This is a genomic window from Geodermatophilus sp. DSM 45219 (assembly GCF_900104025.1).
GTDB lineage: Bacteria > Actinomycetota > Actinomycetes > Mycobacteriales > Geodermatophilaceae > Geodermatophilus.
The window spans coordinates 575,582-598,324 of the sequence record NZ_FNIQ01000001.1 but is presented as its reverse complement, the minus strand read 5'-3'; the positions used below and the strand labels follow the sequence as shown (position 1 = coordinate 598,324).

Here is a 22,743-nt window from a genome sequence, read left to right as displayed (position 1 = left end):
GGTCGTCCACAGATCCCGCGCGCCCCTCGCGGCCCGTCCGTCCCCGCGCTGGGCTGGCCGCCGTGCCCACCCGCCACCTGCTGCCAGCCCGCCCGCTCGTCGCCAGTGCCGACGAGGACCTCCTCGACGACCTGCTCCGGCTGCTCGCCGCGGCCGGCGCCGAGCCGGAGGTGGCCACGGGCGGCCCCGCGCTGCGCCGCGCCCACCGCGACGCGCCCTTGGTGCTGCTCGGTGCCGACGTCCTGGGGTCCCCGCCGGTCCGTGGGCTGCCGCGCCGGCCCGGGGTGGTCGTCGTCGCGCCGGGGGAGCCGCTCCCGGCGGTCTGGGCGGCCGCGGTCGAGCGGGGCGCCGAACGGGTGGCGGTGCTGCCCGCTGACGAGGGGTGGCTGGTCTCCCGGGTCGCCTCGGCGCTGCGCCGACCGGTCGACCGGGGCCGGCTCGTGGTCGTGGGCGGCAGCTGCGGTGGCGCGGGGGCGAGCACGCTGGCGACGGCGCTGGCCCTGACGGCCGCACCCGACGGGGGCGTCCTGCTCGTCGACGCCGACGGCTGGGGTGGCGGGCTCGACCTGCTGCTCGGCGCGGAGCGGGACGAGGGCCTGCGCTGGCCCGAGCTCGCCGGGCTCCGCGGCCGGGTGGGCGGCGACGCCCTCATGGCCGCGCTCCCCGAGGTCGCGGGCGTCTCCGTGCTTGCCGCCTCGCGCTCGGCCCCCGGCGAGGTCGGTGCGGAGGCGCTGATCGCCGTCGTCGAGGCGGCCCGGGCAGGCGGCTGGCCGGTGGTCGTCGACCTGCCCCGGACGGCGGACCCCGCCGCGGCCGCGGCGGTGCTGGCCGAGGCCGACCTCGCGGTGCTCGTCGTCCCGGCCCGGCTGCGGGCGGCATCGGTCGCCCGCCTGCTGGTCGAGCCGCCCGCCGACGGGGGTCCCGCGCCGTGGTCCGCGGCCCGGCTCGTAGTGCGCCCGGTGCCGGGCGGGTTGTCCGCCGCCGAGGTCGCCGACGTCGTCGGCCGGCCGGTGCTGGGCGAGCTGGGGCACGACCGCACCGCCCTGCCCCGCGGCGAGCAGGGCCGGCCACCGCAGGCCGGTGCGCGGTCACCGCTGGGTGCGCTGTCCCGGCGGCTGCTGGCCGAGCTGGCCCGGGCCGACGAGGCCGCGGCGTGAGCGGGGCCCTGGTCGACCGGGTCCGCGCACGCCTGGTGCTCGAGCCCGGGGTGCCCAGCCGCACCGCCGTCGCCGCGCTGGTGCGGGAGGAGTCCGGCGGCCTGCTGGGGGACGACGACGTGCTGCGGGCGGTCCGCGACGCGGTCGACGAGCTGGCCGGCGCCGGTCCGCTGGAGCCGCTGCTGCGCGAGCCCGGGGTGAGCGACGTGCTGGTCAACGGGCCGGACCAGGTCTGGGTCGACCGAGGCGGCGGGCTGGAGCGGACGCTCGTGCGGTTCCCCGACGAGGACGCCGTGCGCCGCCTCGCCGTCCGCCTGGCGGCCGCGGCCGGGCGCCGGCTCGACGACGCCGCGCCCTGGGTGGACGCCGGCCTGCCCGACGGCACCCGGTTGCACGCGGTGCTGCCGCCGGTGTCGGGTGGCGGCACCTGCCTGTCCCTGCGGGTGCTGCGCCGGGCCTCGCTGTCCTTCGCCGACCTCGCCGCGCGCGGTGCGCTGCCCGGCGGGTCCGGCGAGCTGCTCGGGGAGCTGGTCGCCGCGCGGCTGGCCTTCCTCGTCACCGGCGGCACCGGGTCGGGCAAGACGACGCTGCTGTCCGCCCTGCTCGGCCTCGTGCCCGCGCGGGAGCGGCTGGTGCTGTGCGAGGACGCCCCGGAGCTGGTGCCGGCGCACCCGCACGTCGTCGCGCTGGCCACCCGCCCGCCGAACGTGGAGGGCGTCGGCGAGGTGACGCTGCGCGACCTGGTGCGCCAGGCGCTGCGGATGCGGCCGGACCGGCTGGTGGTCGGCGAGGTGCGCGGCGCCGAGGTCACCGACCTGCTCACCGCGCTCAACACCGGGCACGACGGCGGCTGCGGCACCCTGCACGCCAACCGGCCGGCCGAGGTGCCGGCGCGGCTGGAGGCACTCGGCGTGGCCGCCGGCCTGGACCGGCTGGCGGTGCACAGCCAGGCGGCCGCGGCCCTGTCGGCGGTGGTGCACCTGCGCCGGACGCCGTCCGGTCGCCGGGTCGAGGAGGTCGGCGTGGTGCGCCGCGCCGGGGACCTCGTGGTGGTCGAACCCGCGTGGCGGGCCGACGGCGGTCCCTGCCCGGGGGTGCAGCGGCTGACCGGGCTGCTCGCGGCGGGCCGCGGGTGACCGGGGCGCTGCTGGTGCTCGCCGCCGCCCTGCTGCTCTGGCCGGGGTCGGCGGCCCGCCGCTCCCAACGCCGTGGCTCGGTGAGCGCGCCGCGCGACACGGCATCCGGCCTGTCCAGCCGCGTCCCGCTCCCGGTCGTCGCCGCCGTGGGTGCCACCGCGGTCACCGGGCTGCTCAGCACTCCGCTGGTCGCGGTGCTCGCCGGCGGTTGCGCGGCGCTGACCGCCCGGGCCGAGCTCCGGCGGCGGGCGGGCGTGCGGGAAGAGGCCCGGCTGGCGGCGCTCGGGGAGGCGCTCACCGCGCTGGGGGCGGAGCTGCGGAGCGGCCGCTCGCTGGACGAGGCCACCCGCGCCGCCGTCGGCGCCTGCGCCGACGAGGGCAGCGGCCGGGCGCTGGCCCGCGCGGTGCGCTCACCGGAGGACGGCACGGGTGGGGTGCCCACCGACGAGCTCGGGCAGGCCCTGGGCCGGGTCGCCGCGGCCGCCCGGCTCAGTGCCCGCACCGGCTGCTCGCTGGCCGCCGTGGTCGGCGCCGTGGAGGACGACCTGCGCGCCCGGTCCCGGCAGCGGCTGGAGCTGCGGTCGGCCACCGCCGGGTCGCGGGCGAGCGCGGCGCTGCTCGCCGGACTGCCGGTGCTGGGCCTGGTGATGGGCGGCGGCGTCGGCGCGGACCCGTGGCGGGTGCTGACGACGACCGCCACCGGCCAGGTGCTGCTGGTGGCCGGCGTCGGGCTCGAGGTCGCCGGGCTGGCCTGGTCGGCGCGGCTGGTGTCCCGGGCCGTGCGGTGAGCGCTCCGGCGGTGGCGCTGCTGCTGGCGGCGGCGCTGCTCTGCTGGCCGGTGCGGTCACCGGTGGCCGTCCGCGCCCGGTGGCTGGCGGCGCGGGACGACGGGTCGCCGCCGGCGCCCTCGGAGCCCCCCGGCGCGCGCCGGCGCTGGCTGCTCGCCGGAGCCGCCGGCGTGGCTGCCGGACTGCTCGTCGGCGGGGCGATGGGCGCCGGGGTGGCGGTGGTCGGGACCATCGGCGGCGAGCGGCTGCTCCGCCGCGGCGGCCGGGTCGACGCCCGCAGCGGCCCGGACCCGGCGGCGGACCTCCCGGTGGCCTGCGACCTGCTCGCGGTCTGCCTGGAGGCGGGCCTGCCCGTGGGCGGCGCGCTCACGGCGGTGTCCACCGCGCTGCCCGGCCGGGTCGGGCCCGAGCTGGCCACGGTCGCCGGCCTGTACCGGCTGGGGGCGTCGCCACGGCGGGCGTGGGCCGAGGTGCCCGCCGAGCTGGCGGCCCTGGGTCGGGTGCTGGTGCGCGCCGGGGAGTCGGGCTCGACCGTCGTCCCGGCGCTGCGGTCGCTGGCCGCCGACGCCCGCGCCGGACAGCGCAGCCGCGCCGACGCCGCGGTCCGACGGGCCGGCGTGTGGGTGCTGGCGCCGCTGGGCGTCTGCTTCCTGCCGGCGTTCCTGTGCCTGGGCGTGGTGCCGCTGGTGCTGGGCATCGCCGCCGACGTCTTCGGCTGACCCCACCGGTGTCCACAGCAGGCGGCCGCGTCCACAGATCCGTTTCGTCCCCGTGACCGGTCCGGCCCGGCGGCGAGGGTCGGGACGACGGCCCGAGAGGCGGGCCCGACCCCGAGGAGATCCCGTGACCGTTCCCTGCGAGACCCGGTTCGACGGCGAGGAACAGCCCGATGCGAGCGGCGCCGCGGCCGAGGGGGAGACGACCCCGACCGGTGGACTGCGTGCCCGCTGGGCTCGCGTCCGGGCCACCGCTGAGGCCGGCATGAGCACCGCCGAGTACGCCGTCGGCACCGTGGCGGCCTGCGCCTTCGCCGCCGTCCTCTACCGCGTGGTCACCGGCGGCTCGGTCGTCGACGGGCTCAGCGCCCTGGTCGCCGACGCGCTGGCCACCCTGTCCTGATGGTCCGGCGGCACCGCACCGGCCGGCTCGGCGGCGCGGCCGGCATGGTGACGGCCGAGACGGCGGTCGTGCTGCCCGTGCTGCTCCTGGTCCTGGCCGGGGCGGTCGCCGCGGTGACCGTCGTCGGGGCGCAGCTGCGCTGCGTCGACGCCGCCCGGGAGGGGGCGCGGGCAGCCGCCCGGGGCGAGGACACCGCGGTGGTGAGGGCCCTCGCCGGCCGGGCCGCGCCGGACGGTGCGGTGACCGCGGTCGCCGCGGACGGCGCGACGGTCACCGTCACGGTCTCGGCGGACGTGGCGGCGCTGGGGCCGGTGCCGCTGCGCGTGCCGGTGTCGGCCTCCGCGGTGGCCCAGCGCGAGCCGGGCGCCGCGGGGTGAGCAGGCTGGCCGGGGAGCGGGGCTCGGCCACCGTCTGGGTGGTCGCGCTATCCGGTGTGCTCGCCGCGATCGGGGTGGCGTCGGTGCTGGTCGGGGCGGCCGTGGTGGGCCGGCACCGGGCCACCGCCGCCGCCGACCTGGCCGTGCTGGCCGCCGCGGAGCTCGCCGTCCGCGCCGAACCCGGGGCGTGCGCCGCGGCCGGTGCGGTGGCCGGCGCCAACGGCGCCCGGCTGACCGCCTGCACCGTCGGGGACGGAGCGGTCGTGGAGGTCGCCGTCGTGGTGCCGGTCCGGCTCGGGCCCCTGGGCGTCAGCGAGGCCGGCGCCCGGGCACGCGCCGGCCCGGTCACGCCGTCGGCCCCCGGGAGGACCCCGTCCTCCTCACCCCTCGCAGGCTCGGGGTGAGCCTCGGGACGGGGCCGGGACGGGGCCCACCTCCGACGGGTGGGAGCCGGGGGGCCCGTCTCAGAAGACCAGGTCGTCCTCGGCCGCCGGCGGCTCCGCGGGGGCGGCGTCGTCCTCGTCGCGGTCGTCGTCGCTCCCGTCGGCCTCGGGTTCGCCGGTCGCCTCCGCGGCGGCCAGCTCGTCCAGCACCACGTCCAGCACCCGGACGGCGCCGGCCTTGTCCAGCGGCTCGTTGCCGTTGCCGCACTTGGGCGACTGGACGCACGAGGGGCAGCCGCTCTCGCACTCGCAGCTGGCCACCGTGGCCCGGGTGGCCTGCAGCCAGCGCCGGAGCACGGCGAACCCGCGCTCGGCGAAGCCCGCACCGCCGGGGTGGCCGTCGTAGACCACGATCGTGGCCGCGCCGGTGTCGGGGTGCAGCGCGGTCGAGACCCCGCCGAGGTCCCACCGGTCGCAGGTGGCCAGCAGCGGCAGGAGGCCGATCGCGGCGTGCTCGGCGGCGTGCAGCGAGCCGGGCAGCTCGGCGTCGTCCACCTCCGCCCGGCCCACGGCGCGCTCGTCGAGCGTCAGCCACACGGCGCGGGTGCGCAGCTGCCGGGCCGGGAGGTCCAGCGGGAACTCGGCCAGCACCTCGCCGGTCCCCAGCCGGCGGCGCTGGTAGGCCACCACCTGGTTGGTCACGTCGACGACCCCGGTGTGCGCGGTCACGGTGCCCAGCGACCGCGACCGGTCGGTGGTCACGATCGCGAGGTCGGTGACGTCGCGCGCGACCGTCGTCCACTCCGGGCTCTCGGCGTGCACGGCGGCGACGGCCTCCTCGACGTCGAACTCGTCGACGACGTAGGTCTCGCCGCGGTGCACGTAGACCGCGCCGGTGTGCACGGTGGCGTGCGCGGCGTCGCCGTCGACGGTGCCGAGCAGCCGTCCGGTACCACCCTCGATGATCGTCACCGGTGCGAGGCCGCTGCCCCGGATGTCCACGTCCGGGCGGCCCCGCCCGGCCCAGTACCAGCCGGTGGGACGGCGGCGCAGCAGCCCCTCGGCGACCAGCTCCTCGACGCGGGCCTCGGCGGCCGCGCCCCCGAACTGGGCCAGGTCCTCGGGCACCAGCGGCAGCTCGGCGGCCGCGCAGCACAGCTGCGGGCCGAGCACGTAGGGGTTGGTCGGGTCGGTGACCGTGGCCTCCACCGGGCGGCCGAAGACCGCGCGCGGGTGGTGGGCGAGGTAGTGGTCCAGCGGGTCGTCGCGGGCGACGAACACCACCAGCGACTCGCGCTGCGCGCGACCCGCCCGCCCGGCCTGCTGCCACAGCGAGGCCAGCGTGCCCGGGTAGCCGGCCAGCACCACGGCGTCCAGGCCGGCGATGTCGATGCCCAGCTCGAGGGCGTTCGTGGTGGCCACCCCGAGCAGGTCGCCGGCCGACAGGGCCCGCTCCAGCTCCCGCCGCTCCTCGGGCAGGTAGCCGCCGCGGTAGGAGTCCACCCGGCGGGCGAGGTCCCGGCGGCCGCGGTCGAGCAGGACGTGGCGGGCCTGGTCGGCGACCGACTCCGCGCTGCGCCGCGACCGGACGAAGGCCAGCGTGCGGGCGCCCCGCTCGACCAGGTCGGCCAGCAGCGTCGCGGCGTCGGCGGCAGCCGAGCGGCGCAACGGGGCGCCGTGCTCGCCGGTGCGCTCGGTCAGCGGCGGCTCCCAGAGCGCGAAGGTCGCGCCGGGTCGCGGGGACCCGTCCTCGGTGACCGCGACGACCGGCGCGCCGACCAGGCGGGACGCCGCGGCGGCGGGCTCGGCCACCGTCGCCGACGCCAGCAGGAACACCGGCTCGGCGCCGTAGCGGCGGCAGATCCGCCGCAGCCGGCGCAGCACGTGGCCCACGTGCGAGCCGAAGACGCCGCGGTAGGCGTGGCACTCGTCGACGACGACGTAGGCCACCCGGCGCAGCGTGCTGGACCACCTCTGGTGGGCCGGCAGCACACCGCGGTGCAGCATGTCGGGGTTGGTGACGATCCAGCGCGAGTGCCGCCGGACCCAGTCCCGCTCCTCCATGGGGGTGTCGCCGTCGTAGGCGGCCGGGCGCACCGACGGGTCGGCCAGCTCGGCCACCGATGCCAGCTGGTCGCGGGCCAGGGCCTTGGTCGGCGCCAGGTACAGGACGCAGGCGCGCGGGTCCTCGGCGAGCCGGGTCAGGGCCGGCAGCTGGTAGGCGAGCGACTTGCCCGACGCCGTGCCGGTGGCCACCACGACGTGGGCGCCGTCGCGGGCCAGCTGGGCGGCCTCGACCTGGTGCCGCCACGGGGCGGCGACGCCGCCCGCCTCGAGCCGGGCGCGCAGCTCCGGGCGCACCCAGTCCGGCCACGGCAGCGTGCGGCTGTCCCGCACCGGCATCCGGTGCACGTGGGTGACCGGCTGGTCCTCGTCCGGTGTCCCGGCGAGGAGTGCGGCCAGCAGGTCGGCCCCCGGCGGCGGCGCACCGGCGGAGGAGGGCGACCCACCCGGGGGAAGACGGTCCGTGCCGGGAGCCGGCCGGACCGGGTGGAGCGTGGTCACCTCCCCACTGTCACACCTCCGGGTGACGTCGCGCTGGCCCCGCGTACCGGAATCCGGTCGCCGCAGGACTACCGGTACAGGGTGTGACCTCCCTTACACTCCCGCGCACCAGCCGCGCAGGCCCGTGCGGACTGGACGCGTACCTCCGCCGACCGGAGCGGATGCCCGGCGGCAGCCGACCGCATGGAGGAACACATGCCGGACAGTGCGCTCTCCGGCGGGGACATCGCCCTGGTGACGATCGTCCTCGCCGTCTCCCTCGCCGCCCTCGCCTTCGCCGCGTACCTCGTCCGCGCCGTGCTGGCCGCCGACCAGGGCACGGTGAAGATGCGCGACATCGCGCAGGCGGTGCAGGAGGGTGCCGCGGCGTACCTGCGCAGACAGTTCCGCACGCTCGGCGTCTTCGCCGTGGTCGTCTTCCTCGTCCTGCTGGTGCTCCCGGTGGCCGACGGCGGCTGGGAGACCCGCGTGGGGCGAGCGGTCTTCTTCCTCGTCGGCGCGCTGTTCTCCGCGTCGGTCGGGTTCATCGGCATGACCCTGGCCACCCGCGGCAACGTCCGGGTGGCCGCGGCCGCCCGCGGCGGGGGCTTCATGGCGGCCTTCCGCATCGCCTACCGCACCGGTGGCGTCGTCGGGATGATCACCGTCGGCCTCGGGCTCTTCGGCGCCGCGCTGGCCCTGCTCCTCTTCGACGAGACCGCCCCGATCGTGCTGGAGGGCTTCGGCTTCGGTGGCGCGCTGCTCGCCATGTTCATGCGCGTCGGCGGTGGCATCTTCACCAAGGCCGCGGACGTCGGTGCCGACCTGGTGGGCAAGGTCGAGGCCGGCATCCCGGAGGACGACCCGCGCAACGCCGCCACCATCGCCGACAACGTCGGCGACAACGTCGGGGACTGCGCCGGGATGGCGGCCGACCTGTTCGAGTCCTACGCCGTGACCCTGGTCGCCGCCCTGATCCTCGGCCAGGTCTTCTTCGGCTCCGTCGGCATGGTGTTCCCGCTGCTCATCGCCGCCATCGGCGTCATCGCATCGGTGGTCGGCATCCTGGCGTCCAACCCCGGCAAGTCCGACTCCAGCGGGATGGCGCCCATCAACCGCGGCTTCTTCACGTCGGCGGCCGTCTCCCTCGTGCTGGTCGCCGCGGCGGCGTTCGTGTACCTGCCCAGCGTCGGGGACGCCGCCGACCTCTCGGTCAGCCCCCAGGTCCTCGGGTTCGTCTCGGTGCTCATCGGTGTCGTGCTCGCCGCCGCGATCCAGCAGCTCACCGGCTACTTCACCGAGACCAGCCGCAAGCCGGTCAAGGACATCGGTCGCAGCTCCCTGACCGGTCCGGCCACGGTGATCCTCTCGGGCATCTCGCTCGGCCTGGAGTCCGCCGTCTACGCGGCGATCCTCATCGGCGGCGCGGTCTACGGCGCCTTCCTCATCGGCGGCGGCGCGGCCCTCTACGCCGTGGCGCTGGCCGGCTGCGGTCTGCTCACGACCGCGGGCGTCATCGTCTCGATGGACACCTTCGGGCCGGTCAGCGACAACGCGCAGGGGATCGCCGAGATGTCCGGCGACATCGACGAGGAGGGCGCCCGGGTGCTCACCGACCTCGACGCCGTCGGGAACACCACGAAGGCGATCACCAAGGGCATCGCGATCGCGACGGCGGTCCTGGCCGCGACCGCGCTCTTCGGCTCCTACAACGCGCAGATCGGGGTGGCCCTCGACGAGGCCGGGGACACCCTCGGGAGCGCCTTCAGCCTGGTGAACCCGAACAACGTGGTGGGCGCGGTGCTGGGCGCCGCCGTCGTGTTCTTCTTCTCCGGCCTGGCGATCAGCGCGGTGTCCCGCGCGGCCGGCCGGGTGGTGTTCGAGGTGCGGGAGCAGTTCCGCACCCGGCCCGGGATCATGGACTACAGCGAGCGCCCGGACTACAGCGCCGTCGTGGACATCTGCACGAAGGACTCGCTGCGCGAGCTGGCCACACCCGGCCTGCTCGCCGTCCTCGCGCCGGTGGCCGTCGGCTTCGGCCTCGGCTTCGGCCCGCTGGCGGCCTACCTCGTCGGCGCCATCGCGGCCGGCACCCTGATGGCGGTCTTCCTCTCCAACTCCGGCGGGGCCTGGGACAACGCCAAGAAGATGGTCGAGGACGGCGCCTACGGGGGGAAGGGCAGCGAGGCGCACGCCGCCACGGTCATCGGCGACACCGTCGGCGACCCGTTCAAGGACACCGCCGGCCCGGCGATCAACCCGCTGATCAAGGTGATGAACCTGGTGGCGCTGCTCATCGCGCCGGCCGTGGTCGGGATGTCGGTGGGGGAGGACCAGAACACCGCCGCCCGCATCGCCATCGCGCTCGTGGCCACGCTGATCGTGGTCGGCGCGGTCGTGGTCTCCAAGCGCCGTTCGGTCGTCGTGGGCGGCGCCTCCACCGACAGCTCGACCTCGCTGACCACCAGCGTCCCCTGACCGCACGCACCGGACCCTCCGCCACGGACCCGTCGTGGCGGAGGGCCGGCACGGTCCTGTGGACGACGTCCGGCGTTGTGAACACCCGGCGCCGGGGTGACGCCGGTCCGCCCTAGCGTCCCGCCGCACCGGTCCCACCGTGGGCCCGGGAGACGCCGGGAGGTCCTGCCGTGTCCACGACCATCACCGCCCAGTTCGACGCCATCGAGCAGCTGGCGGCGGAGCTGGCCGGCCTCGCGGCCGAGCTGACGGAGGAGTCACAGCTGTGCCGGTCGACGGCCCACTCGCTGGGGACGGCGGTGAGCGGGGCGACCGGTGAGCGCGCCGGCGCCGCGGGTTCGGGCTGGGCCGGCGTGCTGGAGCTCCTCGGCCGGCAGACCGGCGCGCTGGCCGCCACCCTGTCCGCGGCGGTCGACTCGTACCGGACCGCCGACGCGGTGCTCGCCGACCGGGTGCTCGCCCGGCGTCACCCCGCGGCCGCCCGGTGACCGCCCCGACGCTCCCCGAGGTGGCCGGCTGGGACGTCCCGCTGCTGCGCGGGGCGGTCTGGACCCTCGACTCCGTCGCCGGCGCGCTGCCCGCCTGGCGGGCCCGGGTGGAGGCGGTGGGCCGGTCGCTGGAGCACGCCGACTGCTGGTACGGGCCCGCCGCCCAGTCGGCCGGTGCCGCCCTCGTCGAGGTCTCGACGGTGGCCACGGCGGTCACGTCGGCCCTCGCCGGGTCGCTGGAGCACGCGCAGCGGCTGCTCGCCGACGCGGACACCGCCCAGGAGCTCGCCGAGCAGGCGCTGGCCGCGGCCGCCGCGGTCCCGGTCACGCTCGACGGTGCCGGACGACTGGCGGCGCCGCTGCCGGTGGACCCCGTGACCGGCCTCGCGGCCGAGGACGCCTCCGCCGCCCTGCGGGCCGAGGCGCTGGCTGCCGACGCCCTGGCCGCCGCGCACACGGCCGCACTCGCCGCGAGCCAGGCGGCGGACGCCCTCGCCGGGCTGGGCACCGGAGGGGCGCTCGCACCGGCGACCTTCGACGACCTGTCCTGGCTGGTCGGCGTGACCGGCTCGGGAGGGTCCGTCCCCTGCCCGCCGACGGGTGGCGACCCGGCCGCGGTGGCCGCCTGGTGGGCGAGCCTGTCCACTGCCGCGCGCACCGCAGCCATCCGCGGGGACGCCGACCGGGTCGGGCAGCTCGACGGCCTCCCGGCGTGGGCCCGGGACGAGGCCAACCGGCAGCACCTGGCACAGGTGCTCGCCGATCCGGACGCCGAGGGACGTGACGTCGCCCAGGCCGTCGCCCGCGAGATCGCTGCCCGCGAGGCCGCCGGAGAGGTCGTGCAGCTCTACCAGTTCGTCCCCGAGGACGATCTCGTCGCACTGGCCACGGGGGACGTCGACACGGCGGACGCCGTCGCCGTGGTGGTGCCCGGCATCTTCACCACCCCCACCGACGACCTCGACGACCTGGCCGACGACGCCACCGCCGTCGCCCAGGCCGCCGAGGCCGCCGACCCGGGGCTGGCCGTGGCCAGCATCGCCTGGTTGGGCTATCGGACGCCCCAGGCCCTGGCCCCGGCGGCCACCACCCGCACGGCGAAGGTGGGTGGCACGGCGCTGGCCGCGGCACTCGACGGCCTCGGCGCCCTGCGCGGTCCGGATCCCGCGAGGACCACGGTGGTCGCCCACAGCTACGGCACCGTGGTCACCGAGCACGCTGCCGCAGCGCCGGGGCCGTTCCGGGCGGACGCACTCGTGCTCAACGGGAGCCCGGGGCTGGACCGGACGGCCGCGGAACTGGAGGTCGACGAGGTCTACGAGGCCACCTCGGCGTCCGACTACGTCACCTGGCTCGAGCTCCACGGCGAGCAGACGTGGGAGTCGGGCTTCGGCGCCGTGTCACTGCCGACCGACCGGGACATGGGGCACACCGGCTACTACGACCCCGAACACCCGACGTTGACCGCGATCGGCGAGGTCGTGGCCGATGTGCGGGAGCCGGGATGAGCCGGACGGTGCCGGGAACACCCGGTCGCTCCCGGCCATTGGAGCGGGTGACGGCACGCCCACGGTGGGTCGCCACCGGGCTCCCGGTCGCCCCCGTGGCCTACCGTGGCGTCGCCGAGGGCGTGCGGACCGCAACCGCGTCGTCCGGCGCCGGACCGCCGGCGCCTGCAGCGAGCACCACCGACAGGAGCACCGTGGCACCCACGAAGACCACGAACGACGGCAGCCGGACCGCCGCCACCGCAGGCGGCACGAGCACACCTGCCCGCCGCCGCACCGCCGCGACCGGCGGGGGGCGGCCACTGGTCATCGTGGAGTCGCCGACCAAGGCCGGGAAGATCGCCGGCTACCTCGGCAACGGCTACGTCGTCGAGGCCAGCGTCGGGCACATCCGCGACCTGCCGCGCAACGCCGCCGACGTGCCGGCCGAGCACAAGGGCGCCTCGTGGGCGCGCCTCGGCGTGGACGTCGACAACGCCTTCGAGCCGCTGTACGTGGTCAGCCCCGACCGCAAGCAGCAGGTCAGCCGGCTCAAGCAGCTGGTCAAGGACGCCAGCGAGGTCTACCTCGCCACCGATGAGGACCGCGAGGGCGAGGCCATCGCCTGGCACCTGGTCGACACCCTCAAGCCACGGGTCCCGGTGCGCCGCATGGTGTTCCACGAGATCACCCCCGAGGCGATCGCCCGCGCCGTGGCCAACCCGCGCGAGCTGGACACCGCGCTGGTCGACGCGCAGGAGACCCGCCGCATCCTCGACCGGCTCTACGGCTACGAGGTCAGCCCCGTGCTGTGGAAGAAGGTCCTGCCGAAGCTCTCGGCCGGCCGGGTGCAGTCCGTGGCCACCCGGATCGTCGTCGAGCGCGAGCGCGAGCGGATGGCGTTCCACGCCGCCGACTACTGGTCGCTGGAGGGCACCTTCGCCGTTCCCGGCCGCAGGTCCGGCGCCGACGAGGGCGAGCCCACGACGCTGCGGGCCCGCCTGGTCAGCGTCGACGACAGCCGGGTCGCCACCGGCCGCGACTTCGACCCCGCGACCGGTCGGGTGACCGGGGAGGTCGTGCACCTCGACGAGGCCGGCGCCCGGGGGCTGGCCGCCCGGCTGGAGGGCCGGCAGGTCACCGTCAGCCGGGTCGACGAGAAGCCCTACCGGCGGCGTCCCTACGCCCCGTTCACCACCTCGACCATGCAGATGGAGGCCGGCCGCAAGCTCGGCTGGTCGTCGGCGCAGGTCATGCGGGTGGCCCAGCGGCTGTACGAGAACGGTCACATCACCTACATGCGGACCGACTCGACCAACCTGTCCAACGAGGCGATCAACGCCGCCCGCACGCAGGCCCGCCAGCTCTACGGCGACGCCTACGTCCCCGCCGAGGCCCGCCGCTACGCCAAGAAGGCCAAGGGCGCGCAGGAGGCGCACGAGGCGATCCGCCCCGCCGGTGACAACTTCCGCACCCCCGGTCAGCTCGCCGGTCAGCTGGCCCGCGACGAGTTCCGCCTCTACGAGCTCGTCTGGCAACGCACCATCGCCTCGCAGATGGCCGACGCCGTCGGGCAGAGCGTCAGCATCCGGCTCGCGGGGCGCAGCAGCACCGACGAGGCGGTGGAGTTCACCGCCAGCGGTCGCACCATCACCTTCCCGGGGTTCCTCCGGGCCTACGTCGAGTCGCGGGACGAGAGCGCCGCGGGCGACGACGACCACGGCAGCGACGACGCCGAGCGCCGGCTGCCGCGGGTCGAGCGGGGCCAGCAGCTCGACACCCGCGAGCTGGACGCCAAGGGGCACACGACCACCCCGCCGTCCCGCTTCACCGAGCCGAGCCTGATCGCGCGGCTCGAGGAGCTCGGCATCGGCCGGCCGTCCACCTACACGTCGATCATGCAGACCATCCAGGACCGCGGGTACGTCTGGAAGAAGGGCGCCGCGCTGGTGCCCACCTTCGTGGCCTTCGCGGTGGTCAACCTGCTGGAGCAGCACTTCGCCCAGCTCGTCGACTACGACTTCACCGCCTCGCTGGAGAGCGAGCTCGACGAGATCGCCAACGGCGAGCTGGGCCGCGTCGACTGGCTGACCGAGTTCTACTTCGGCGGCGCGGGCCGCCACGCCGGCGGGATCGCGGCCTCCGGCGGGCTCAAGTCGGTCATCGGCCAGCGGCTCGAGGAGATCGACGCCCGCGGGGTCAACTCCATCCCGCTGCGGGCCACCGGTCCCGGCGGCGAGGCGGTCGTCGTCCGGGTCGGCCGCTACGGGCCCTACCTGCAGGTCGGCGGTGAGGACGGGCCGCGCGTCAGCCTGCCCGAGGACCTCGCGCCCGACGAGCTGACCCAGGACAAGGTCGAGGAGCTGCTCGCCGCGCCCTCCGGCGACCGCGAGCTCGGCACCGACCCGGAGTCCGGCCTGCCGGTCGTGGTCAAGGCCGGCCGGTACGGCCCCTACGTCACCACCGTCGTGCCCGAGGGCAGCAAGGAGGGCCCGCGGACGTCGAGCCTGCTCTCCTCGATGTCACCGGAGACGGTGACGCTGGAACAGGCGCTGCAGCTGCTGACCCTGCCGCGCACGGTCGGCACCGCGCCGGACGGCGAGGAGATCCAGGCGCTGAACGGCCGGTACGGGCCCTACCTGAAGAAGGGCAGCGACTCGCGCTCGCTGGAGTCGGAGGAGCGGCTGTTCACCGTCACCCTCGACGAGGCGCTGGCCGTCTTCGCGCAGCCCAAGCAGCGGGGTCGCCGGGCCGCGGCCGCCCCGCTCAAGGAGCTGGGGGCCGACCCGGTCACCCAGGGGGCGATCACCGTCCGCGAGGGCCGCTTCGGGCCCTACGTGACCGACGGGGAGACCAACGCCAGCCTGCGCAAGGGCGACGACGTCGAGAGCATCACCCTCGAGCGCGCCGCCGAGCTGCTGGCCGACCGGCGGGCCAACCCGAGCACCAAGAAGAAGGTCACCAAGAAGGCCACCGCCGCGAAGAAGACGCCCACGAAGTCGACGGCGAAGAAGGCCACGGCCAAGAAGACCGCCGCGAAGAAGACGACGGGGGCCACGAAGGCCGCAGCGGCCGGCAGCGACGCCGTCCCCGCGGGCTGACCTCCGTGCCGGACGTCCGCCCGGACCCGGACGAGTGGGCCCGCCGGCGGACGTCCTTCGGGTCCGTCGCGGCCGGGTACGCGGCCCACCGGCCGGACTACCCGGCCGACGCCGTGGCCTTCCTCGTGGGTGAGCGGCCGCGGCTCGTGCTGGACGTCGGCGCCGGCACCGGTCTGCTGACCGGCGTGCTGCTGGCCGCCGGGCGCGAGGTGGTCACCGTCGACCCGGCCGAGCCGATGCTCGCCGAGCTCCGGGCGCGGTACCCGCGGGTGCGCACCGGCGTCGGTGCGGCCGAAGCCCTCCCGCTGCCCGGCGGCAGCGTCGACGCCGCGGTCGCCGGGCAGGCCGCGCACTGGTTCGACCCCGCCCCCGCGGCGACGGAGCTGCGGCGGGTGCTGCGCCCCGGTGGGGTCGTCGGCCTGGTCTGGAACACCCGTGACGACGGCGTCCCGTGGGTGGCGGACCTGCAGCGCCTGCTGGCCGGCGAGGCGCGCGGGCACGAGGCCGACCAGGGTGTCGTCGACGCCTTCGCCCGGGCGCTGCCAGCGCGTGTCGACCACTCCCGCTCCGGCTTCGTGCAGCGGCTCGACCCCGAGCAGGTGGTCGCCGGCATCGCCACCCGCAGCTACGTCGCGATGATGGACGACGTCCGCCGCGGGGAGTTCCTCGGCGAGGTGCGTGCGCTGCTGGCCACCCATCCCGGCACCCGGGGTCGCGACGTCCTCGAGCTGCCCTACCGCACCGACGCGTACCGGCTGACGCCCTCCTGATCCGTCCGCACCTGTTCCGGATCAGCGACGAACGGCTCCAGTGCGGCCACGCGCCGTCACTGACTCACCCCGTCCCGGCGAGTGCCCCGGACACACCTTGCGGGCACCGGGGGCGGCGCCCCTAGCCTGCCCGCGTCCTCGACGGAGGGAGCGGGTCATGGTCCAGCGCGCAGCCCGACTGCTGGTGGCCCTGGTGGCCGCCGTGCTCCTCGGCACGGCCACCCCGGCCGCGGCCGGAGCGCCCGGCCCCACCGGGTACACCGCGGATCCGGCGCCGGTGACCGGCCAGGACGGGGTCCCCTCCGACGAGCTCGACGTCGACTACGCCATCGCCCTGGAGGCCGTGGACGCCTGGTGGCGCGCGTCCTGGAGCGAGTACTTCCCGGGCACGTACACCGCTCCCGGGCTGGCCCCCGCCGCCCGGGCGCCCGGCCTCTTCGACGCCCCGCAGGAGCAGGTGTACTGCGGCGACCTGCTGCTCACCGACGGCAACGCGTACCACTGCCCGATCGGCGACTTCCTCGCCTTCGAGGTCGACCTCATGCTGCTGTCCGGCCAGCTGGGCGACGCCTTCGTCTACCTCGTCGTCGCCCACGAGTGGGCCCACTCGATGGTCTCCCACCTGGACCCCGCGCTGGTGTCCGAGGCCTACGAGCTCCAGGCCGACTGCCTGGCCGGCGCGGCGTTGCAGGGGGCGGTCGACGACGGCCTGCTGAGGCTGGAGCCCGGCGACGAGCAGGAGTTCACCGCCGCGCTGACCGCCGTCGCCGGCGAGAACGACTGGGGCACCGTCTACGTGGACACCGACGGCCAGCAGCGGACCGAGACCCACGGCAGCGCGCAGGAGCGGATCGACGCCTTCCAGCGCGGCGCCGGCAACGGGGTCCGGGCCTGCCTGCCCAACGCCGCAGGCTGACCCTCACCCCGCCGCGTGCCCGACGGCGAACACCCGCCGGAAGGGCAGCAGCGTCGTCCCGTCGGGCCGGCGCGGGTAGGCGGCCCGCAGTGCCGCGGCGTACTCCGCGGTCAGCTCCGCGGCGTCGTCGTCCCCGAGCCGGTCGAGCACGGGACGCAGCACCGTGCTGCGCACCCAGCCGAGCACCGGGTCCTCCCCGTGCAGCACGTGCAGGTAGGTCGTCTCCCACGCGTCGGCGGCCAGTCCCGCGCCGGTGAGGACCTCGAGGTAGCCGGCCGGGTCGAGGACGGCGTCCGCGGCGGGCGCCGCGTCGCCAGCGAGGGCCGACCAGCGCGGGGAGCGGCACAGCGCGGCCAGCAGCGCGTGGGTCGGCGCCCGCCAGTTGCCGGGGACCTGCGCCGCCAGCCACCCACCCGGCGCCAGCTGCCCGGCCCACCGGCGCAGCAGGTCGGCGTGCCCGGGGACCCAGTGCAGGACGGCGTTGGTGACCAGGACGTCGACCGGCTCCTCCGGCTGCCACCCCCGCACGTCGCCCTCGACGAACCGCACCCGCCCGGGGACGGCGTGGGCGGCGGCCGCGGCGAGCATCTGCGGCGAGGAGTCGACCCCGGTGACCCGCGCGCCGGGCCAGCGGGCCGCCAGCGAGGCGGTCAGCGCGCCCTCGCCGCACCCCAGGTCCACCACGGTGAGCGGCTCGCGGGCGCCGACGCGGGCGAGCAGGTCGGTGAACGGCCGGGCCCGCTCGTCGCCGAAACGGAGGTAGCCGACGGGGTCCCAGGTGGTGCTCGCCACGCCCCGACCCTAGGCCGCGCGGCCGCCCGGGACCGTGGGTGCCCACCGGTACCGTGGCGGCCGCACCGCCCCTCCTCCGAACCGACTGGGAGCCCGCGATCCCCGTGTCCGACGACGGCCCGCTCGCCCTGTCCGCAGCCGCGGCCGGCCGGTCCCGCGGGCTGTTCGTCGCCTTCGAGGGCGGCGAGGGCGCGGGGAAGTCCACCCAGGTCCGGCTGCTGGTCGAGTGGCTGACCGCGCAGGGCCGCAGGGCGCGGGCCACGTTCGAGCCCGGCGGCACCCCGGCCGGTGCCGCCGTGCGGGCGATCGTCCTGGACCGCGCGCACACCGGCCTCGCCCCGCGCGCGGAGGCGCTGCTGTACGCCGCCGACCGCGCCCACCACGCGCACGCCGTGCTGCGCCCGGCGCTGGAGGCCGGCGAGGTGGTGGTCACCGACCGGTACGTCGACAGCTCGCTCGCCTACCAGGGCGCCGGCCGCACCCTCGACCTCGCCGACGTCGCGGCGATCTCCCGCTGGGCCACGCAGGGGCTGCGCCCGGACCTCACCGTCCTGCTCGACCTGCCGCCGGAGACCGGGCTGGCCCGCGCCCGGGGCCGCGCCGAGGCCGACCGGCTGGAGTCCGAGTCGATCGACTTCCACCGCCGGGTCCGCGACACCTTCCGCGCGCTGGCCGCCGCCGAGCCCGGCCGCTACCTGGTCCTCGACGCCACCCGCGGGACCGGCGAGCTCGCCGCCGACGTCCGCGAGCGGGTCGGCGCGCTGCTGGAGGTGCACGCATGAGCGTCTGGGAGCGGGTCACCGGACAGCCGGCCGTCGTCGCCGAGCTGCAGGCCGCCGTCGCCGACCCGACCGCGATGACGCACGCCTGGCTGTTCACCGGCCCACCCGGCTCGGGCCGGTCGGTGGCCGCCCGGGCGTTCGCCGCCGCGCTGCAGTGCCCCGACGGCGGCGACGGCACCTGCCACGCCTGCCGGACGGTGCTCGCCGGCACCCACGCCGACGTGCAGACGATCGTCCCGGAGGGGTTGTCGATCGGCGTGGCCGAGGTGCGCGAGCTGGTGCGCATCGCCGGGCGGGCGCCGTCCCAGGGCCGCTGGCAGGTGGTCCTGGTCGAGGACGCCGACCGGATGACCGAGCAGGCGTCCAACACCGTGCTGAAGATGCTGGAGGAGCCGCCGGCGCGGACGGTGTTCCTGCTCTGCGCGCCCAGCCTGCACCCCGACGACGTGCCGGTGACCATCCGCTCCCGGTGCCGGGTCGTCGGCCTGCGGCAGCCCCCGGTCGACGCGGTCGCCGACGTGCTGGTCCAGCGGGACGGCGTCGACCCGGCGCTGGCCGCCTGGTCGGCCGCGGCCGCCGGGGGGCACGTCGGGCGCGCCCGGCACCTGGCCCGTGACGAGGACGCCCGGCTGGCCCGCAAGGCGGTGCTGGACGTCCCCGTCTCGCTGGTGTCGCTGGCCGCCTGCCTCAACGCCGCCGACGACCTGGTCGGCGCCGCCAAGGAGGAGTCCGACAAGGCCTCCGCGGAGCTCGACGGCGCGGAGACCGAGGCGGTCAAGCAGAGCCTCGGCGTGGGCGCCCGCGGTCCCGGCGTGGCCGCCGCCAGCCGCGGGGCCGGGCAGCTCAAGGAGCTGGAGAAGCGGCAGAAGTCGCGGGCGACCCGACTGGGCCGCGACTCGCTGGACCGGGCGCTGGTCGACCTCGCCGCCCTCTACCGCGATGCGCTGGTCGTCGCCACGAGCGGGGGAGGGGACGTCACCCTCGCCCACCCCGACCGGCGCGCCGACGCCGAGGAGCTGGCCCGGCGGATCGGCCCGGAGGGCGCCCTGCGCCGCATCGACGCCGTCCTGGAGTGCCGGACGGCGCTGGAGCAGAACGTGAAGCCGCAGATCGCCGTCGAGGCGCTCACCGTGGCGCTGCGGCTGCCCTCCTGAGCCGGCGGGGCCTGCGCCGGAGGGGCGGAGCGGTCACGTAAGCTGGGCCGCGCACGTCCGCCGCCTTAGCTCAGTCGGTAGAGCATCTCACTCGTAATGAGAAGGTCGTCGGTTCGATTCCGACAGGCGGCTCGCACCCCACCAGCGGCTCCGTCCCCCGTGGACGGGGGCGCTGCGTCGTCTCCGGGGCCTCGCGGGCGCGCCCGCTGGGGCCGGGATCGTCGGCACCACGTGGCACGATCCCGCGGGTGACCGGCCGATCCGACACGGAACAGCACCTGCGCGACCTCGCGCGGCTGCGCCGCGTCCGCGACCGGATCGACCGGGAGTACGCGCACCGCTGGACGTCGAGACCTGGCCCGCGGCGTGCACATGTCGGCCGGGCACCTCGGCCGCGAGATCCGGCGCGCCTGCGGCGAGTCCCCGTACGCCCACCTGATGACGCGGCGCATCGAGCACGCGATGGCGCTGCTGCGTCGCTGGGCACCTCCAGCACGCGCTTCACCGAACTGGTCGGTGTGTCGCCCAGCGCGTACCGGCGGGACGCGGCGCGGGCGACGGCGGGACCGATGAGAAGCGCACCTCCCTGGAGCTGGTGGCCGAGGGCAGCTGCTTCGGCGTCGACCTGGCGACCACGGACCTCGACGGCACCTCCGCCACGCCGGAGGGCAGCGGCGCCGAGGTCGTCCTGGAGCCCATCGAGCAGCCCTACGGCGTGCGCGACCGTGCCTTGCGCGCCCCGCGGGCACCATGACCCGCCTTCAGGAGCTGCGCTGACCCCGACCCGAGAAGGCAGGACGAACGGGACACGATGAGCATCGACACCACGGACGCCCAGGGGTTGAGCGAGCACCCTGCCGACAGCCACGACCTGATCCGCGTGCACGGCGCGCGGGTGAACAACCTCAAGGACGTCAGCGTCGAGATCCCGAAGCGCCGGCTGACGGTGTTCACCGGAGTCTCCGGCTCGGGCAAGAGCTCGCTGGTCTTCGACACCATCGCCGCCGAGTCGCAGCGGCTGATCAACGAGACCTACAGCGCCTTCGTGCAGGGCTTCATGCCGACGCTGGCCCGGCCCGAGGTCGACTTCCTGGACGGGCTGACGACGGCGATCATCGTCGACCAGGAGCGGATGGGCGCCAACCCGCGCTCCACCGTCGGCACCGCCACCGACGCCAGCGCGATGCTGCGCATCCTGTTCAGCCGGCTCGGCACGCCGCACATCGGTCCCCCCACCGCGTTCTCCTTCAACATCCCGACGCGCAAGGCGAGCGGGGTGATGAGCACGGAGAAGGCGGGCGGCCGGGTCGAGAAGAACGTGGTGCGCGACGTCGTCTACCTGGGCGGCATGTGCCCGCGGTGCGAGGGCATGGGGTCAGTCTCCGACTTCGACCTCACGGCCCTCTACGACGGGTCGAAGTCCTTGAACGAGGGCGGCCTGATGGTCCCGGGCTACAGCATGGACGGCTGGTACGGCCGCCTCTTCCAGGGCATCGGCCTCGACCTGGACAAGCCGATCGGCACGTACACGAAGAAGGAGATGGACACCCTCCTCTACGAGGAGCCGACCAAGATCAAGGTCGAGGGTGTCAACCTCACGTACGAGGGGGTGATCCCGAAGGTCCAGAAGTCGATGCTCTCCAAGGACGTCGACGCGCTGCAGCCGCACGTCCGGCGCTTCGTCGATCGGGTCATCACGTTCCAGACCTGCCCCGAGTGCGAGGGAACGCGGCTCACCCCGGAGGCCAGGTCGTCGAGGATCGAGGGCAGGAACATCGCCGACCTCTGTGCGATGCAGATCAGCGACCTCGCCGTGTGGGTCCGCGCGCTCGACGAGCCGTCCGTCGCCCCGCTGCTCGCCGGTCTGCGGCACCTGCTCGACTCGTTCGCGGAGATCGGGCTGGGCTACCTCTCACTCGACCGGCCGGCGGGGACGCTGTCCGGGGGAGAAGCACAGCGCACCAAGATGATCCGCCACCTGGGGTCGTCCCTCACCGACGTCACCTACGTCTTCGACGAGCCCACCATCGGGCTGCACCCGCACGACATCGAGCGGATGAACGACCTGCTGCTCCAGCTGCGGGACAAGGGCAACACCGTGCTGGTCGTCGAGCACAAGCCCGAGACGATCGCGATCGGCGACCACGTCGTCGACCTCGGCCCCGGTGCGGGCACCGGCGGTGGCGAGGTCGTGTACGAGGGCAGCGTCGACGGCCTGCGGACCAGCGGCACGCTGACCGGCCGGCACCTCGACCACCGGGTGTCCCTGAAGTCCTCGGTGCGCACCGCCTCGGGAGCCCTCGAGGTGCGCGGCGCTGACACCCACAACCTCCGGGACGTCGACGTCGACATCCCGCTCGGCGTGCTGGTGGTGCTCACCGGTGTGGCCGGGTCGGGGAAGAGCTCGCTGGTCCACGGGTCGGTGGCGCCCCGAGACGGCGTCGTGGTGGTCGACCAGGGTGCGATCCGGGGCTCGCGGCGGAGCAACCCGGCGACGTACACCGGACTGCTCGAGCCGATCCGCAAGGCGTTCGCCAAGGCGAACGGCGTGAAGCCGGCGCTCTTCAGCTCCAACTCCGAGGGTGCCTGCCCGACCTGCAACGGCGCCGGCGTCATCTACACCGAGCTGGGCGTCATGGCCACGGTGGAGTCCCCCTGCGAGGAGTGCGAGGGGAAGCGGTTCCAGGCGTCGGTGCTCGAGTACACGCTCGGCGGCCGGAACATCGCCGAGGTGCTCGCGATGTCGGTGACGGAGGCGGAGGAGTTCTTCGGGGACGGCGAGGCCCGCACGCCGGCCGCTCACACGATCCTCGACCGGCTGGCCGACGTCGGGCTCGGCTACCTCACCCTCGGCCAGCCGCTCACCACGCTGTCCGGCGGCGAGCGGCAGCGGCTCAAGCTGGCCGCCCAGATGGCCGAGAAGGGCGACGTCTACGTCCTCGACGAGCCGACGACCGGCCTGCACCTCGCCGACGTCGAGAACCTGCTGGGCCTGCTCGACCGGCTGGTCGAGTCCGGGAAGTCGGTCCTCGTCATCGAGCACCACCAGGCCGTCATGGCGCACGCCGACTGGATCATCGACCTCGGCCCCGGCGCCGGCCACGACGGCGGCCGGGTCGTCTTCGAGGGCCCGCCCGCTGACCTCGTGGCCGCCCGCTCCACCCTCACCGGCGAGCACCTGGCGGCCTACGTCGGCGCCTGAGCGAGGCGCGACGGACCCTCGACACGCCGACGGCGGCGCACCCGGGAGGGGTGCGCCGCCGTCGGGGTC

19 protein-coding genes and 1 tRNA gene are annotated in these 22,743 nt (G+C 76.1%); 18 read left to right on the top strand and 2 right to left on the bottom strand.

What is annotated here, in order from left to right; genetic code table 11:
• Window positions 1–62: 62 nt before the first annotated feature.
• The 7 genes from ssd (at window position 63) to BLR12_RS02845 (ending at window position 4,981) form a co-directional block, all read left to right on the top strand.
• On the top strand, window positions 63–1,157 hold the full coding sequence (gene ssd / locus BLR12_RS02875; protein ID WP_091373167.1) for a septum site-determining protein Ssd: 1,095 nt from the start codon (window positions 63–65) through the stop codon (window positions 1,155–1,157).
• The gene (locus BLR12_RS02870; RefSeq protein WP_091373163.1) at window positions 1,154–2,293 is read left to right on the top strand and encodes a TadA family conjugal transfer-associated ATPase; all 1,140 of its coding nucleotides are present in this window, start codon (window positions 1,154–1,156) and stop codon (window positions 2,291–2,293) included. Before ssd ends, BLR12_RS02870 begins: the two co-directional genes overlap by 4 nt.
• A complete protein-coding gene (locus tag BLR12_RS02865; protein ID WP_091373160.1) occupies window positions 2,290–3,081 on the top strand; it encodes a type II secretion system F family protein in 792 nt (263 codons plus the stop codon). The genes BLR12_RS02870 and BLR12_RS02865 overlap by 4 nt, the downstream gene beginning before the upstream one ends.
• Entirely contained in the window at window positions 3,078–3,800 is a 723-nt protein-coding gene (locus BLR12_RS02860; protein ID WP_091373157.1) for a type II secretion system F family protein, read from the top strand. Before BLR12_RS02865 ends, BLR12_RS02860 begins: the two co-directional genes overlap by 4 nt.
• A gap of 124 nt (window positions 3,801–3,924) precedes the next feature.
• Entirely contained in the window at window positions 3,925–4,200 is a 276-nt protein-coding gene (locus BLR12_RS02855) for a DUF4244 domain-containing protein (RefSeq protein WP_091373155.1), read from the top strand.
• Entirely contained in the window at window positions 4,200–4,577 is a 378-nt protein-coding gene (locus BLR12_RS02850; protein WP_091373151.1) for a TadE family type IV pilus minor pilin, read from the top strand. The genes BLR12_RS02855 and BLR12_RS02850 overlap by 1 nt, the downstream gene beginning before the upstream one ends.
• Window positions 4,574–4,981 carry an Rv3654c family TadE-like protein gene (locus tag BLR12_RS02845; protein WP_091373148.1) on the top strand — a complete coding sequence of 136 codons (408 nt, stop codon included), beginning with the start codon at window positions 4,574–4,576 and terminating at the stop codon, window positions 4,979–4,981. The genes BLR12_RS02850 and BLR12_RS02845 overlap by 4 nt, the downstream gene beginning before the upstream one ends.
• A gap of 60 nt (window positions 4,982–5,041) precedes the next feature.
• Here BLR12_RS02845 and BLR12_RS02840 read toward each other — a convergent pair whose 3' ends face one another.
• Window positions 5,042–7,525, bottom strand: coding sequence for a DEAD/DEAH box helicase (locus BLR12_RS02840; RefSeq protein WP_091373145.1), 2,484 nt, complete (start codon window positions 7,523–7,525; stop codon window positions 5,042–5,044).
• Window positions 7,526–7,720: 195 nt separating this feature from the next.
• Here BLR12_RS02840 and BLR12_RS02835 point away from each other — a divergent pair, with 195 nt between their 5' ends.
• From BLR12_RS02835 to BLR12_RS02810, 6 genes are all read left to right on the top strand, one after another.
• Window positions 7,721–9,982, top strand: coding sequence for a sodium-translocating pyrophosphatase (locus tag BLR12_RS02835; protein WP_176832313.1), 2,262 nt, complete (start codon window positions 7,721–7,723; stop codon window positions 9,980–9,982).
• Window positions 9,983–10,152: 170 nt separating this feature from the next.
• Window positions 10,153–10,470 (top strand): hypothetical protein, encoded by a 318-nt coding sequence (locus BLR12_RS02830; protein ID WP_091373138.1) that lies wholly within the window; start codon window positions 10,153–10,155, stop codon window positions 10,468–10,470.
• Window positions 10,467–11,978, top strand: a complete 1,512-nt coding sequence (locus BLR12_RS02825; RefSeq protein ID WP_091373135.1) for an alpha/beta hydrolase — start codon at window positions 10,467–10,469, stop codon at window positions 11,976–11,978. Before BLR12_RS02830 ends, BLR12_RS02825 begins: the two co-directional genes overlap by 4 nt.
• A gap of 194 nt (window positions 11,979–12,172) precedes the next feature.
• Window positions 12,173–15,058 (top strand): type I DNA topoisomerase, encoded by a 2,886-nt coding sequence (topA, locus tag BLR12_RS02820; protein WP_091373132.1) that lies wholly within the window; start codon window positions 12,173–12,175, stop codon window positions 15,056–15,058.
• Window positions 15,059–15,063: 5 nt separating this feature from the next.
• Entirely contained in the window at window positions 15,064–15,828 is a 765-nt protein-coding gene (locus tag BLR12_RS02815) for a class I SAM-dependent methyltransferase (protein WP_091373129.1), read from the top strand.
• Between the two features lie 157 nt (window positions 15,829–15,985).
• Entirely contained in the window at window positions 15,986–16,744 is a 759-nt protein-coding gene (locus BLR12_RS02810; RefSeq protein WP_091373125.1) for a neutral zinc metallopeptidase, read from the top strand.
• Between the two features lie 3 nt (window positions 16,745–16,747).
• Here BLR12_RS02810 and BLR12_RS02805 read toward each other — a convergent pair whose 3' ends face one another.
• The gene (locus BLR12_RS02805; RefSeq protein WP_091373122.1) at window positions 16,748–17,536 is read right to left on the bottom strand and encodes a trans-aconitate 2-methyltransferase; all 789 of its coding nucleotides are present in this window, start codon (window positions 17,534–17,536) and stop codon (window positions 16,748–16,750) included.
• Window positions 17,537–17,640: 104 nt separating this feature from the next.
• Here BLR12_RS02805 and tmk point away from each other — a divergent pair, with 104 nt between their 5' ends.
• The 5 genes from tmk to BLR12_RS02780 all read left to right on the top strand — a co-directional run bounded on the left by tmk (window position 17,641) and on the right by BLR12_RS02780 (window position 22,674).
• The gene (gene tmk / locus BLR12_RS02800) at window positions 17,641–18,318 is read left to right on the top strand and encodes a dTMP kinase (protein ID WP_091374274.1); all 678 of its coding nucleotides are present in this window, start codon (window positions 17,641–17,643) and stop codon (window positions 18,316–18,318) included.
• On the top strand, window positions 18,315–19,472 hold the full coding sequence (locus tag BLR12_RS02795; protein ID WP_091373119.1) for a DNA polymerase III subunit delta': 1,158 nt from the start codon (window positions 18,315–18,317) through the stop codon (window positions 19,470–19,472). Before tmk ends, BLR12_RS02795 begins: the two co-directional genes overlap by 4 nt.
• 59 nt (window positions 19,473–19,531) lie before the next feature.
• Window positions 19,532–19,604, top strand: a tRNA-Thr gene (locus tag BLR12_RS02790).
• Window positions 19,605–20,067: 463 nt separating this feature from the next.
• Window positions 20,068–20,226: a hypothetical protein gene (locus BLR12_RS24230; RefSeq protein WP_176832312.1), complete on the top strand. Its 159-nt coding sequence runs from the start codon at window positions 20,068–20,070 to the stop codon at window positions 20,224–20,226.
• Window positions 20,227–20,283: 57 nt separating this feature from the next.
• Window positions 20,284–22,674 (top strand): ATP-binding cassette domain-containing protein, encoded by a 2,391-nt coding sequence (locus BLR12_RS02780; protein WP_091373115.1) that lies wholly within the window; start codon window positions 20,284–20,286, stop codon window positions 22,672–22,674.
• The last annotated feature ends 69 nt before the right edge of the window (window positions 22,675–22,743 follow it).

What these genes read in the sequence shown, in the direction of transcription:
- BLR12_RS02850 (WP_091373151.1), top strand. Translation starts at nt 4,200, where the DNA reads ATGGTCCGGCGGCACCGCACCGGCCGGCTCGGCGGCGCGGCCGGCATG.
- BLR12_RS02835 (WP_176832313.1), top strand. Translation starts at nt 7,721, where the DNA reads ATGCCGGACAGTGCGCTCTCCGGCGGGGACATCGCCCTGGTGACGATC.
- BLR12_RS02810 (WP_091373125.1), top strand. Translation starts at nt 15,986, where the DNA reads ATGGTCCAGCGCGCAGCCCGACTGCTGGTGGCCCTGGTGGCCGCCGTG.
- BLR12_RS02795 (WP_091373119.1), top strand. Translation starts at nt 18,315, where the DNA reads ATGAGCGTCTGGGAGCGGGTCACCGGACAGCCGGCCGTCGTCGCCGAG.
- BLR12_RS02780 (WP_091373115.1), top strand. Translation starts at nt 20,284, where the DNA reads ATGAGCATCGACACCACGGACGCCCAGGGGTTGAGCGAGCACCCTGCC.